Consider the following 13,279-nt stretch of genomic DNA (forward strand, 5'->3'; position numbering starts at 1 on the left):
CCGTTCTGCGCGCTCAGTCGACGCGCATGGCGGCGAGGGCCGCTTCCAGCCGGTCTGCCAGCGTCAGCGGCCCTCCCTGGTCGCCCGGCCCGGCCGAGCGCGCCACCTCCAGGACGCGGTCGTAGTGGGCCAGGCGACGTTCGCGATGGGCCCTCGCCAGCCCCATGAAGCCGCGCAGATGACGCGGCGCCGCGGCCCGAGCCTCCTCGCCCTCGGCCGCCAGCGCCAGCTTCTCCCGCGCCTCCTCCTCGGCATGGGCGGCGGCCGCCGCCGTCAGGGCCGGTTTCCGCACCAGGTCGTCGTGCAGCACGCCGAAGGCATCCTGGAACGCCTTCATGGCCTTCTCCGCCTCATCGAAGATCGGCGCCTCCCCCTTCCAGGGCTTCAGCAGGTAGCGGATGCGCTTGCCGGTGATGCGCGGACGATGCAGCGCATCCTGCGACTCCGGGGAGTCGATGGCGGCGAGCTCCGCGGTCAGGGTCTCGCGCAGGGCGGCCAGCTCACGGGCGGTCGCCTCGCCGAAGCGGGGCCCACCGCCCTTCTTCGCCAGTGCCGCCAGGGTCTCGCCGAGCTCGCGATCGAGCCCCGGAAACCCCGCCTCCAGCACGCAGCGGGCCTCGGCATAATCGGCCTCGACCCGGGCCCTCAGCCGCTCGCTCCACCAATCGACGGCGCCGCGCTCGGCGTTGCCCAGCGACGGCCGCTCGGCCTCTAGCCAGGCCAGCATCACCTCGCCGTCGCGGGCCTCATTGGTGGCCCGGGCCAGGTCGCGCAGACGACGCCGCTGCGTCTTGGGAATCACCACGCCCGGATAGCCGCGGTAGGCCTTGAGCCAGGAACGCAGGCGGCGCAGCGCCACCCGAAAGTCGTGCAGCCCCTCGGGATCCTCGGGGTCCTCGATGCGCGGCCAGGCCGACCGGGCCTGGGCCAGCAGGGCCAGACCCTGACGCCCGACCACGCGGTTCAGACGCTTGCGATGCAGCGGTTTGCTCATGACGACCTTCCCTCCGGTGGCAAGCGATGCCCCCAGTATAGGCCGGCCTAAACCGTTGATAGCATGAGGAGTCTTGCCCGAGCAGAAGACCTAGACCGCTTGGCCGCAGGCCACACCGGACGCCCAGGCCCACTGGAAGTTGTAGCCGCCGAGCTGGCCGGTGACGTCCAGCACCTCGCCGATGAAGCGCAGCTGGGGCAGACCGTTGACCTCGAAGGTCTTCGACGACAGCGCCCGGGTGTCGACGCCGCCCATGGTGACCTCGGCGGTGCGCCAGCCCTCGGTGCCGGCGGGCTTGATCCGCCAGTCGTTGAGGCGTGAGGCCCAGGCTTCGAGGTCCGCATTGGAGCGTTCGGCCATGGGGCCGTCGCCGCCATGCCATTCGACCAGCGCCTGGGCCAGGCGCCGCGGCAGGCGCTCGCCGAGCCAGGTGGAGAGGCGCCGTTTCGGCGCCTCGCGCTGGGCGGCCGCCAGCCCCTCGAAGGCCGACTCCCCGGGCAGCAGATCGATGGCCAGCTCATCACCGGGATGCCAGTGGCTGGAGACCTGCAGCAGCGCCGGCCCGGACAGCCCGCGGTGGGTGAACAGCATCGGCTCGCGGTATTCGCCGTCGCGGCAGCGCGCCACCACCTCGGTGGAGAGCCCGGACAGCGCCGCGGTGCGTTCCTTCCAGGCCGAGGTCAGGGTGAAGGGCACCAGGGCGGCCCGGGTGTCGGTCACCTCGAGGCCGAACTGGCGGGCGATCTCGTAGCCGAAGCCGCTGGCGCCGAGGGTCGGGATCGACAGCCCGCCGGTGGCGACCACCACCGCCCCGGCCTCGATGCGCCCGGCGGAGGTGTCGAGCCGCATGCCCTCGCCCTGGCGCTCGAGTGACTCGACGGAGGTCTTGAGGCGGATCTCGACGCCCGCCCAGTCGCATTCGGTGAGCAGCACCGCCAGCAGGTCCTTGGCCGAGTCGGCACAGAACAGCTGCCCCGGCGCCTTCTCCACGTGCTCCAGGCCGTGGCGCTCGACCAGCTCGACGAAGTGCTCCGGCCGGTAGCGCTTGAGCGCCGAGATGCAGAAGTGGGGATTGCTGGAGAAGAAGTGGGCCGGGGCAGTATCGAGGTTGGTGAAGTTGCAGCGCCCGCCGCCGGACATCAGGATCTTCTTGCCGGCCTTGTTGGCATGATCGATGACCAGCACCGACCGTCCGGCATAGCCGGCGGTCAGCGCGCACATCAAGCCAGCGGCGCCAGCGCCGATAATCACCACGTCATACGTCATGCCACTACTCATCTCACTCCCCATGCCACCGGACCGCGCCCGGGGCGGACGCCCGCAAAAGGGCGACATGGTACCAGAGCCTGTCGGCGCGAGCCCGCCACGACGCGCCTCGCGCAACGGCGTGTTGTCGCAGGGAGAACGAGTTGCGAAAACATTGTGCAAAGCGCGTCGCGTTGACATCCTGGCGCCCGGCTTGAGGCATGCTGTCGCCATTCTTCGACGTTTTTCGTATCACCACTCGACCCTCTCCCCTGTCAGGGCCGACGCCTCTCTTTCGGACACTCGCTCATGAACCACGCATTCGCCACGCGCCACGCCAGGCTCCACCGATCCGGGCCGGCCATGCCGAGCCTGCTGCTGCTCGCCCTCTGCTCGGCGCTGACGTTTCTGGCCCCGGCCGCCCTGGCCCAGCCCGCCGGCATGCCGCCGACGCCGGTGATCGGCGCCGAGGCCGGCCTGGAGGCCTGGTCGGACCCGCTGGAATCGCTCGGCACCCTGGCCGCCAACGAGAGTGTGACGCTGTCGTCCACGGTCACCGACACGGTGACGGCGATCAACTTCGAGGGCGGCGAGACGGTCAGCCGCGGCGACGTGCTGGTCGAGCTGTCCGACGCCGAGGAACGGGCGTCGCTGCGCGAGGCCCAGGCGCTGCGCGTCGAGCGCCAGAACGCCGTCGACCGCCTGGCCCAGCTGCAGGAACGCAACCTGGCCCCCCGGGCCGACATCGAGGACAGCCGCGCCCAGCTGCAGCAGGTGGATGCCACCCTCCAGGGGCTGCGCGCGCGACTCGACGACTATCGCATCACCGCGCCCTTCGACGGCGTGGTCGGCGTGCGCGGCCTCAGCGTGGGCGCACTGGTCTCGCCGGGCGACGAGCTGGCCACCCTGGACGACGTCTCGCGCATGAAGCTCGACTTCGAGGTGCCGGAGGTCCAGCTCGGCGCCCTGGCCGAGGGGCTGACGCTGAGCGCCACCACCGCCGCCTATCCGGAGCGCGTGTTCGAGGGCGAGATTGCCATCATCGACTCCCGGATCGATCCGGCCAGCCGCAGCGTCAGCGTGAGGGCCATGCTCGACAACGACGAGCGGCTGCTGCGACCCGGCATGCTGATGCGCGTCACCCTCGACCGCCGTCCGCGCCAGACACTGGTGATCCCTGAGTCCGCCGTGGTCCCCGAGGGGAGCCGTCAGTGGGTATGGGTGATCACCTCAACGGAAGACGGCAGCGTGGAGCGCCGCGAGATCGCCGTGGGCGCACGCCGACGCGGCGAGGTGGAGGTCATCGAGGGCCTGGCCCCCGGCGACCTGGTAGTCAGCCACGGCGCCGATCGCCTGCACGACGCTTCCAGCGTGGAGCTGATCGGTATCGCCGACGACACCACCAGCGTCAGCGACATCCTGCGCGCGACCCGCGACGGAGATGACGCCTGATGCGACTGTCCGACATCTCCGTCCAGCGACCGGTGCTGGCCATCGTCATGGCGGCGCTGATCGTCGCCTTCGGCCTGCTGGCCCTGACCCGCCTGCCGCTGCAGGAATACCCCACCATCGATCCGCCGATCGTCAGCATCAGCACCTCCTACCCCGGGGCCAACGCCGAGGTGGTGGAGACCCGCATCACCCAGGTGCTGGAGGAACGCGTCGCCGGCATCGCCGGCATCGAGGTGATCTCCTCCACCAGCAGCGACGGCAACTCCAGCATCACCATCGAGTTCGGCCTGAACACCGATGTGGATGCCGCCGCCAACGACGTGCGCGACCGCATCTCCGGCGCCGCCGACAATCTGCCCGAAGAAGCCGACCCGCCGGAGGTGCGCAAGGAGGACACCAGCTCCGAGATGGTGATGTGGCTGATGCTCTCCGGCGAGGGCTACACCACCGCCGAGTTGACCGACTACGCCGAGCGCTATCTGGTCGACGGCTTCTCGGTGCAGGAAGGCGTCTCCGGGGTGTACGTCGGCGGCGGCCGCGAATACGCCATGCGCGTGTGGCTGGACAACGACGCCCTCGCCGCCCGCGGGCTGGCGGTCAGCGACGTCGAGAGCGCCCTGCGCGAGGAAAACGTCGAGCTGCCCGGCGGCGCCGTGGAATCTGCCGACCGCCAGTTCATCGTGCGTCTGCCGCGCAGCTTCGCCAGCCCCGAGGACTTCCGCGAGCTGGTGCTCGACCGCGGCGAAGGCGGCTATCTGGTGCGCCTGGCCGACGTCGCACGGGTCGAGCTAGGCACCGTCGAGGAGCGCTCGCTGTTCCGCGGCAACGGCCAGACGGTGGTCGGCCTGGGCATGATCAAGCAGTCCACCGCCAACGTCATGGCGCTCTCCGACGCGGTGCGCGCCGAGGCCGAGCGGGTCGGAGAGCGGCTGCCCGAGGGCATGAGCCTGGCGGTCAACTACGACGCCTCCACCTTCGTCTCCGGCGCCATCCGCGAGGTGGTCAGCACGCTGCTGATCGCCATCGGCCTGGTGGTGGTGGTGATCTTCGTCTTCCTCGGCAACCTGCGCACCACCCTGGTGCCGGCGGTCACGGTGCCGGTGACGCTCATCGGCACCTTCGCCGCCCTGGCGGCCATGGGCTTCACCATCAACCTGCTGACCCTGCTGGCCCTGGTGCTGGCCATCGGCCTGGTGGTGGACGACGCCATCGTGGTACTCGAAAATATCCACCGGCGCATGCATCTCTACGGCGAGACGCCGCTGGTCGCCGCCTACCGCGGCGCGCGCCAGCTGGCCTTTGCGGTGATCGCCACCAGCCTGGTGCTGATCGCGGTGTTCGTGCCGCTGAGCTTCATTCAGGGCGACGTCGGCAAGCTGTTCACCGAGTTCGCGCTGACGCTCTCGGCGGCGGTGGCCATCTCGTCGCTGCTGGCCCTGACGCTGAGCCCGATGATGGCCTCCAAGATCCTCTCGCCGAGCCTGTACGAGGGCCGCCTCGCCCACTGGGTCGACGGCGGGCTGAACTGGGCCCAGGAGGTCTACCGACGCTGCCTGGAGGCGGTGCTCAGGCTGCGCTGGCTGGTGGTGGCAGGCTTCGTGGGACTGATCGCGGCCATCGCCTGGCTCTATCCCCAGCTGCCGGCGGAATACACCCCGCAGGAGGACCGCGGCAGCTTCTTCGTGCTGATCAATGGCCCGCCCGGCGCCACCTTCTCGTACATGGAGGACTACATGGACGAGGTGGAGGCCCGGCTTTTGCCGCTGCGCGAGGACGGCGAGGTCGAGGACGTGATGGTCATGTCGCCCCGCGGGCGCGGGCGCACCGAGAACTTCAACTCCGGTTTCGCCATCGTCGGCCTCGCCGACTGGGACGAGCGCGGCCCGGCCGGCCCGGTGCTGAACGAGGTACGCCGGGACCTGGCCGGGCTCCCCGGCATCCGTGCGTTCCCGATCATGCCCCAGGGGTTCGGTGGCGGTAGCCAGCAGGGCCTGCAGTTCGTGCTCGGCGGCGGCAGCTACGAGCAGCTGGTGACCTGGCGCGACGCCCTGATGGATCACATCCGCCAGGACAACCCGGGGCTGCTCAACCTGGAGAGCGACTACGAGGAGAACCAGCCTCAGCTCAGCGTGAACATCGATTACAACCGCGCGGCCGACCTCGGTGTCACCGTCAGCGATATCGGCCGCACCCTGGAGACCCTGCTCGGCGGGCGGACCGTCACCCGCTTCACCGACCGCGGCGAGGAGTACGACGTCATCCTCGAGAGCGAGCGCGGGGCCACCCCGACGCCGGGCGCCCTGGAAAGCCTGCGGGTGCGCTCGGCGCGCACCGGCGAGCTGATACCGCTATCCAGCCTGGTCGAGATCGAGACCTACGCCGGGCCCAGCCAGCTCAATCGCTACAACCGGCTACGGGCGATCACGGTCCAGGCGGACCTGGCCGAGGGCTATTCCATGGGCGAGGCATTGGCCTACCTGGAAAATGCCGTGGACGAGGTGCTGCCGCCCGGCGTGCAGACCGACGTCAAGGGCGAGGCACGGGACTATCGCGAGTCCAGCGGCGCCACCACCTTCCTGCTGGTGCTCGGCACCCTGGTGGTGTTCCTGGTACTGGCCGCCCAGTTCGAGAGCTTCGTCCACCCGCTGGTGATCATGCTCACCGTGCCACTGGCCATCGGCGGCGCCCTGCTCGGGCTGTGGCTCACCGGTCAGTCGCTGAACATCTACAGCCAGGTGGGACTGGTGATGCTGGTGGGCCTGGCGGCCAAGAACGGTATCCTGATCGTGGAGTTCGCCAATCAGCTGCGCGACCAGGGCACGGCCTTCCGCGAGGCACTGCTGCGCGCCGCCATGACCCGGCTGCGCCCCATCGTGATGACCTCGGCCACCACCATCGCCGGCTCGGTGCCGCTGATCCTCTCCAGCGGCGCCGGCGCCGAGACCCGTCTGGTGATCGGCACCGTGATCTTCACCGGCGTGGCCGCGGCGACCTTCTTCACCCTGTTCGTGGTACCGGTGGCCTACGACCTGCTGGCCCGGCGCACCGGCTCGCCCGGCGACGTGGCCCGCCGCCTGGAACGGGAGATGGACGAGCTGCCGGCCCAGCACTGAGGCCGCGTCACCGCCGTCAGGAACGGGGCCCGGCGTCGCACGCGACGCCGGGCTTCACTGCCTTTCGGCGCCGAGCCACGGCCTTTCGCCTCGCCAGCGACTATGCTCAGGGTAAGACACGACCATCCCAGCCAGAGCCAGGGAGGCCCGATCATGCTTGAACTCCTGCCCTCGGGGGCCGATCACGTGGTGGCGATGAAGGTCAGCGGCCGCGTCACCGCGCCGGACCTTCAGGTGGCCATCGATGCCATCGAGGCGACCAAGAAGACCCAGCCCCGTATCAGCCTCTACGCCGAGATCGACGAGATGCGCTGGATGACCTTCACCGCCTTCCTGCGCGACCTCGGCTACGGCCTGACCCAGATCGGCGATCTCAACCGCTACTATCGCGCCGCGGTGCTCAGCGACAGGCACTGGGTGCGCCACCTGACGCGGCTGGAGAATCATCTGTTCAAGTCGATGGAGATCCGCACCTTCACCCACCGCCACAAGCCCGACGCCCTGGAGTGGGTGGAGCATCTGCCCTCCCCGCCAGCCGGCCGCCGCACCGGGGCATAGCGCCGGCGACACGGCGTGCGGCTCACCCCCAAACGTGGTCCACGCCAAAAAATGCCCCCACGAGGGGGGCCAAGCAGGGAAAAGTGACGTCTCGATCACGTCGGAACAATGAGACTTGGCGGCTGCCCGCAGGGGGTACGGGTACCGCCGGGCGCTCACCGAGTCCCTGGCATGCACGGGCCGTCCATGGCCCGACCTGACCCGGGCCCTGGTGGCCGGGTGCACGCCATGACTCCATCATGACGCGCCTCCCGGCTTCCGGCCGCATGGCATCGACGCCGCCGGACGTAGGAAATCACTAACAGAAACGCGACGCTCCGAGGACGCCAGGGTCCGCCAGAACCCCGAGCGCCCACCGCCGCCAGGACAGCGCCGGGGCTTTTGCTTTAGGCTGGGGAGCGATCCGCGAGGCAACGACAGGGAACGTCATGTTCGAATGGTTAGCGCAGCACCGGGACGTGCTGGTCGTCTTCATCAACCTGGTCACGCTGGCCATCTGGCTGGTGTATGCGCAGCTGCTCTACTGGGGCTTTCGCCGACAGCGGCGCCCTAGGCTGTTGATCAACCGCGGCAAGAAACGCGACATCGATGCCCTGTGCATCATCAGCAACATGAGCGCCGAATCGATCTTCCTCGAGTACATCGTCGCCGACCTCGAGACCTCGCGGGGCACCATCACCGTAGACGTGACCGACCGCGAGCAGCAGTACAGCGAAGGTGACGAGACGCGGGGCAACACGACCACGCACGACGGGGCTCCCCCCGAGCGGCGCCACGACCCGAGTGCCGGGCGGCATGACACCCGACAGGGGCCGCTGGACTCGGGCGATTTCCTGCACATCGGCACCTTTTCCGGGCTGATCCACAGCATCGCCGAGCTGGAGGGCATCGAGATGGCCGGCCATCGCCCGGCGGATGATCTGGTGCTGCACAGCCTGACGATCCGGCTCATCGGCATCTACGGGCCAGAGGACATGCCGGTCGGCGCCGAGCGGCGTTTCCGGCTCGAGGATCGCGGGGATCAGTGTGCCCTGACGCCGGCGAGCTGGGACACCAAGCGCCTCGCGTCCTGGCGACAACGACGTCGACTGCGGCGGCTGATCCAGCGGCTCAGCGCCCAGCGCACCGACCGACTGATCGGCCTCTCGGACCACGCTCGTTAAGCATCGCTTTCCCCGGCCGGCCATCACGAGCCTTCGGCGCGCCGCCGCTCGTCACGCTTGCTGGCATACATCGCCGCGTCCGCGCGGCGCATCAGCGACTCGAGGTCCTGGGTGCCGGAGGCATCGAAGCCGATCCCGATGCTGACGCCCACCCGGATCGCCGTGTCGTCCGAGAGCCGGATCGGCTGGCGGATCGCGGCATCCAGGCGCTGCTTCAGCGCCTCGACCTCCTCGAGGCCGCTCAGGTCCTCACACAGCACCAGGAACTCGTCGCCGCCGATGCGGGCGCAGTGGTCGTGCTGGCGTATCTGGTGGCGCAGCCGCCCGGCGATGACCTGGATGACGCTGTCGCCCGTGGCGTGGCCGAAGCGGTCGTTGATCGGCTTGAAGTCGTCGAGATCCAGCATCAGCACCGCCAGCGGGCTGCCGTTCTTCTCGCGGCGCCCCCAGGCCGCCGCCGCGCGATCGGCCAGTCCGGTGCGGTTCAACAGCCCGGTCAGGGTGTCCTGGCGGGCCATCTCCTCGAGCTCCGCGGTGCGCTCGGCGACGCGCTTCTCGAGGATCGATTCCTGGGTCTTCAGCGATGCCACCAGCTGCGCCTGGGCCTTCTCCTTCTGGCGCTTGAGCGTATTGAAGCGCGCCGCCAGCGCGAAGGACAGCAGCAGCATCTCCAGCGCCGATCCCGCCTGGATGCCGTACAGCGTGAAGGCGTTCGAGGGAATGATGCCGAGGTTGCGCAGGGCGAAGATCGACGCGCCCACCAGCAGGAAGGCCCAGGCCAGCACGAACAGCCTGGCGCCCGGCACGCGGCGGTAGGCGCAGGTGACGGCGCAGGCCAGCAGCGACAGGCAGGTCACCAGCCCGACCACGTCCATCAGCTGCAGGGCCCCGCGGCGCGGCAGAAGGCCGGCGCCGACCACGCCCGCCAGGCATGCCACCAGCAGCCAGCGCAGGGCCCGGTGCCAGCGCGGCGCGAAATGCCGGGTACGCAGGAACTGCTGGGCGAAGAGCGTGCCCAGCGCCGCCGAGAGCGTGAAGCCTAAGGTGACGAAGCGAACCGTCGCCTCGCCCAGCCCGCTCCACAGCAGCAATGGCCCGAGGCCGTTGGCGGTGATGACCGCCACGCAGAAGCTGCCGACGAACAGCGCATAGAGCAGGAACACGCGCTCCTGGAGCCCGACGAACAGCAGCAGGTTATAGGCGCCCAGCGCCACCAGCAGGCCGACGTAGGCGGAGAGCCAGAACATCTCCCGGTCGCTGGCGACCCGGAAGGCTTCGAGGCTCAACAGCTCGACGCCGAGCGCCATGCTACCGGCGCTTTCCACTCTCGCCAGCAGCGTGGCGGTCTCGCCGGCCTCGAGATTCAGCGGAAAGGCGGGCAAGCGGTGCGCCACCGCCCGCCGCTCGGGCGGCACCACCAGCCCGCTCTGCCACACCTCCGCGATCGCGCCGCCCTGGACCCGATAGAGCGAGACGTGCTCCAGCAACGGATAGACGAAGCGCAGCACGGCCTCGCTCGCGCCATGCGCCCCGCCCGAGACCCGCAAGCGCAGCCAGACCGGATGGCCGGTGTAGCCGATGCTCAGATCAGCCCTGGTCTCGACCGGCCGGAAGGCATCCTCCCGGCCGGCCAGCTCCTTTGCCTGCCACTGCCCTCCCGGATCGGCCAGCATGGCGACGCTCTCGATGCTCGGCGGCGGCCCCGACGACGCCATGGCGCCGGTGGAGAGCAAGAACAGCAGCACCATGGCCGCCAGCATCGGGCGCAGGCCGCACGACAGCAGGATATTCGGGAAGGAAACGCGCAGGATCATGCAGCATGAGCCTCGGAGGCGCCGGCAGGCCGGATACGGAAAGGCTACTCATGGAGGGGCCAAACAGGCAAACCGGAGGCTCAACGGCGGCACCGGACCTCCCTTAGCCAGTCAGCCGCCCCAGCCGTCATCGCGCAAGCGCGGTCAATCCCATCGCTCGTGCGCCTCTTCCCAGCGCTCTCTTTGACGCTCCCTGGCCTCCTCCCGGCGCTCACGTTCACGCTCACGACGCTCCTCCCGGCGTTCGTACGCCTCCTCGAGACGCTCCCGTTCCCACTCTCTCCTTCGCTCCCAGCGGTCATCGTCATCCCAGTCACGGTCTTCCCAGTCGCGATCACGGTGGTAGACATCGTCATCGATGATGATGGCCGGCACCGAGCTGATCCGGGCAGGCTGATAGCTGCATCTCACCAGGCTCGCCAGGGCAATGATGAACAGCAGCATATGAGGAAAACGCATGGTAACTCTCCCGGCGATGTGCGGCGGCAAGTGTCACCTGCAAGTTAACCGACATTGCCGGGATGCCCCTGTGGCAAAAAGGCAACAGCTGGAGGCAATATCGTGAAAGAACCCGTGGAGAGCCAGCCCTGCCTGCCACGGTGGCTAGAATGACCGTCGCTTCACTTCCCCACCGAGGACGTCATGATCGGAATCGCGAGGATTGGCGCCGCACTGGGGCCGCTGGGAACATTGGCCGGCTGCGTGGCGTACGCAGACGGATACGGTGGCTATGGAGGATACGAGGATCAACATCGCGGAGATGGCTATCACCGGTACGGAACCCCTGTGCCCAGCGGCCACCAGCCACCGCCCGGTGAGTGCCGCATCTGGTATCCGGACCGGCCCGCCGACCAGCAGCCACCGCCCGGCCCGTGCCATGAGCTTCGATATCAGGTACCCCCAGGGGCACGGTTGATCTCCGGGTAGTCGCTCCAGCTCGGCGAAGCCTGAAGCACGCCGAAGCTCGGTGTCACCCGGCCGCTCAGGGCGAAGCTGCCGGCCCCGATCATGCCTTCGCGCCCGAGGCAACCGCGCCCGCCGGCGTCGGGTTAGCCTCTTGGTATTCGGGTGTACGATCCGAGGACTCGGCCATCCGCCTACGTATCATTCACAGGATGAGCTGTTTCAGCGGCATCCAGAGCCCCATCCCCATCATGACCAGGTTCTCGGTCAAGGAGACGAAGCCCAGGGGCACGTTGCTGTTGCCGCCCACGCAGGCGCACTTGAGCTCCCGCTTGTCAATGTAGACGGCCTTGAAGACCGACACGGCCCCTACCGTGCCAATGAACAACGCCAGTGGCGCCGCGAGCCAGATCAGGGCGCCTGCCAGCATCAGGATACCGGCCAGGGCCTCGGCGAAGGGGTAGACGTAGCCGTAAGGGACATGGCGCTGGGCGAGCAGGTCATAGTTGAGGAACATGGTGCTGAAGCTTTCGACATCCTGCAGCTTCTGGAGCCCCAGCAGCACCATGGCGGTGGCAACCGCATACTCGGGCATGCGTGGCGATACCAGAGTGCCACTGGCCGCCCAGCTCACCGCCAGGCCGATCAGCAAGGAAATCGCGAAGATGGCGATGACCGGCTGATAGGTGGTCTCCTTCTCGCCGGGCACGCTCATTCCCAGGTGGGCGCGAACCTCCTCATAGCCTCCTACGCGCTCCTCGCCGATGTAAACCTGGGGCGTGGTATCGACACCGGCCTGCTCCTTGAATTCCTCGATCGCGTCCCGCGAGGCGAGGGGGTGATCCTCGACCCGATAGCCCTTGCGCTTGAGCAGATCCACGGTCTTCAGGCCAAACGGACACAGGTGCTCGTCCGTCTTCATACGGTAGACACGGGCCGTCTTGTGCGGTGCGGAAGACGCCGATGAGACGCTGTTCATGGGCATTCACCTCCTTCAGTGCCTGACAGGCATTCGCGCGCGTGGCATTCATGGCCAGGCGCTTCGGCCATGGTTTCCATGAAACTTTTAGCCTAGAACCCTTGTGCGACCCAAAGGTCAAACCGCCTGCCTCGACTGGACCGCGTTGCCGAGCAGTTTCAGATCGGCCCAAGCATGACCTGTCATCCATGGAGGACGAACGGCGACATTGAACCTGAAAGTGTTCAGGAGATCCGGGGCGATTCCGGGACCGGGCATCGGAGCGACGCCGATGGGCAAAAGCGGGGGATGAGGAGGGACACAAACACAAAAAAGCCGCTGATGGCTCAGCGGCTTTTTTAGAATTCTTGGCGGAGGGGGAGTCTGCTTCTATCGCTTATATATCAATATCTTGAAGCATAATTCTACGCCTACCCAACAAAATAGCCAACATATTGGATGACATTGCGCGATCCTGGCATATACACAGCCGGCCCAGCAGGGACGGATATGGATTCCTACCCTATGCGCCAGGTGGGGGTGGCAAATGTGACAGCGCCTCACATTTGAAGGAACTCGATGCAATGATCCTGGCATCGCCCTGCCCCGCCGATCCTGGCGTTCTGGTGGAAACCGGCTGGAAACCTCGACCGTCATGCAGATTCGCATATCGGCCAGCGGGGAATTGTCGCAAGCCCTCTTTGAGAGGGTCTGTGATTTGCGGCGTCGCAGTGCTATCCCCGTAGCAACGGCGCTTGTGGTGCTCGCCTTTTCTCCATTTGAAATGGAAGTATCCCGGTTTCAAACCGGAAAATGTGGCGCCGTGACACAATTACCGGGCTGGGCAGGCGCTGCGATAATCGTCGCATCGGGGCGGTCAGGTTGGACGGCTGGGCGTTGCGTTTCGTCGTTTCATGCCGTCGGCGCAAGAATGCGCTGTCGGTGAAAGGCCGGGATTCCGGCTTTAAGGGGAGGATCGTCCCCTTTTCGGTCAGCCACTCCCCGGCATCAGGGTGGTGTCGGGGAAAACATGGGAATCTGCATCTTTTCGCCAATAGTGGGAAAATCCCCCCTTTCGG

The 13,279-nt window shown here is 67.8% G+C and carries 9 protein-coding genes; 4 read left to right on the forward strand and 5 right to left on the reverse strand.

Annotated features, from left to right (window positions below):
- Window positions 1-13 precede the first annotated feature (13 nt).
- On the reverse strand, window positions 14-994 hold the full coding sequence (locus UN84_RS11105) for a CHAD domain-containing protein (protein WP_046080116.1): 981 nt from the start codon (window positions 992-994) through the stop codon (window positions 14-16).
- A gap of 90 nt (window positions 995-1,084) precedes the next feature.
- Window positions 1,085-2,260: an NAD(P)/FAD-dependent oxidoreductase gene (locus UN84_RS11110; RefSeq protein ID WP_046080115.1), complete on the reverse strand. Its 1,176-nt coding sequence runs from the start codon at window positions 2,258-2,260 to the stop codon at window positions 1,085-1,087.
- A gap of 288 nt (window positions 2,261-2,548) precedes the next feature.
- Here UN84_RS11110 and UN84_RS11115 point away from each other — a divergent pair, with 288 nt between their 5' ends.
- The 4 genes from UN84_RS11115 to UN84_RS11130 all read left to right on the forward strand — a co-directional run bounded on the left by UN84_RS11115 (window position 2,549) and on the right by UN84_RS11130 (window position 8,525).
- Window positions 2,549-3,691, forward strand: coding sequence for an efflux RND transporter periplasmic adaptor subunit (locus UN84_RS11115; protein WP_052719393.1), 1,143 nt, complete (start codon window positions 2,549-2,551; stop codon window positions 3,689-3,691).
- Window positions 3,691-6,804 carry an efflux RND transporter permease subunit gene (locus UN84_RS11120; RefSeq protein ID WP_046080114.1) on the forward strand — a complete coding sequence of 1,038 codons (3,114 nt, stop codon included), beginning with the start codon at window positions 3,691-3,693 and terminating at the stop codon, window positions 6,802-6,804. Before UN84_RS11115 ends, UN84_RS11120 begins: the two co-directional genes overlap by 1 nt.
- Before the next feature lie 153 nt (window positions 6,805-6,957).
- Window positions 6,958-7,362 (forward strand): STAS/SEC14 domain-containing protein, encoded by a 405-nt coding sequence (locus UN84_RS11125; protein ID WP_046080113.1) that lies wholly within the window; start codon window positions 6,958-6,960, stop codon window positions 7,360-7,362.
- Between the two features lie 428 nt (window positions 7,363-7,790).
- Window positions 7,791-8,525, forward strand: coding sequence for a hypothetical protein (locus UN84_RS11130; protein ID WP_046080112.1), 735 nt, complete (start codon window positions 7,791-7,793; stop codon window positions 8,523-8,525).
- Between the two features lie 23 nt (window positions 8,526-8,548).
- Here UN84_RS11130 and UN84_RS11135 read toward each other — a convergent pair whose 3' ends face one another.
- The 3 genes from UN84_RS11135 to UN84_RS11145 all read right to left on the reverse strand — a co-directional run bounded on the left by UN84_RS11135 (window position 8,549) and on the right by UN84_RS11145 (window position 12,227).
- Complete coding sequence (locus tag UN84_RS11135; protein WP_046080111.1) at window positions 8,549-10,339, reverse strand: diguanylate cyclase; 1,791 nt, start codon at window positions 10,337-10,339, stop codon at window positions 8,549-8,551.
- Window positions 10,340-10,483: 144 nt separating this feature from the next.
- Window positions 10,484-10,798 carry a hypothetical protein gene (locus UN84_RS11140; RefSeq protein ID WP_152662886.1) on the reverse strand — a complete coding sequence of 105 codons (315 nt, stop codon included), beginning with the start codon at window positions 10,796-10,798 and terminating at the stop codon, window positions 10,484-10,486.
- A gap of 649 nt (window positions 10,799-11,447) precedes the next feature.
- The gene (locus UN84_RS11145; protein ID WP_046080108.1) at window positions 11,448-12,227 is read right to left on the reverse strand and encodes a glutaredoxin; all 780 of its coding nucleotides are present in this window, start codon (window positions 12,225-12,227) and stop codon (window positions 11,448-11,450) included.
- Between the last annotated feature and the right edge of the window lie 1,052 nt (window positions 12,228-13,279).

Source organism: Halomonas sp. HG01, assembly GCF_000968715.2.
Lineage (GTDB): Bacteria > Pseudomonadota > Gammaproteobacteria > Pseudomonadales > Halomonadaceae > Halomonas > Halomonas halophila.

What these genes read in the sequence shown, in the direction of transcription:
- UN84_RS11120 (WP_046080114.1), top strand. Translation starts at nt 3,691, where the DNA reads ATGCGACTGTCCGACATCTCCGTCCAGCGACCGGTGCTGGCCATCGTC.
- UN84_RS11130 (WP_046080112.1), top strand. Translation starts at nt 7,791, where the DNA reads ATGTTCGAATGGTTAGCGCAGCACCGGGACGTGCTGGTCGTCTTCATC.
- UN84_RS11145 (WP_046080108.1), bottom strand. Translation starts at nt 12,227, where the DNA reads ATGCCCATGAACAGCGTCTCATCGGCGTCTTCCGCACCGCACAAGACG.
- UN84_RS11135 (WP_046080111.1), bottom strand. Translation starts at nt 10,339, where the DNA reads ATGATCCTGCGCGTTTCCTTCCCGAATATCCTGCTGTCGTGCGGCCTG.
- UN84_RS11115 (WP_052719393.1), top strand. Translation starts at nt 2,549, where the DNA reads ATGAACCACGCATTCGCCACGCGCCACGCCAGGCTCCACCGATCCGGG.
- UN84_RS11105 (WP_046080116.1), bottom strand. Translation starts at nt 994, where the DNA reads ATGAGCAAACCGCTGCATCGCAAGCGTCTGAACCGCGTGGTCGGGCGT.
- UN84_RS11110 (WP_046080115.1), bottom strand. Translation starts at nt 2,260, where the DNA reads ATGACGTATGACGTGGTGATTATCGGCGCTGGCGCCGCTGGCTTGATG.
- UN84_RS11140 (WP_152662886.1), bottom strand. Translation starts at nt 10,798, where the DNA reads ATGCGTTTTCCTCATATGCTGCTGTTCATCATTGCCCTGGCGAGCCTG.
- UN84_RS11125 (WP_046080113.1), top strand. Translation starts at nt 6,958, where the DNA reads ATGCTTGAACTCCTGCCCTCGGGGGCCGATCACGTGGTGGCGATGAAG.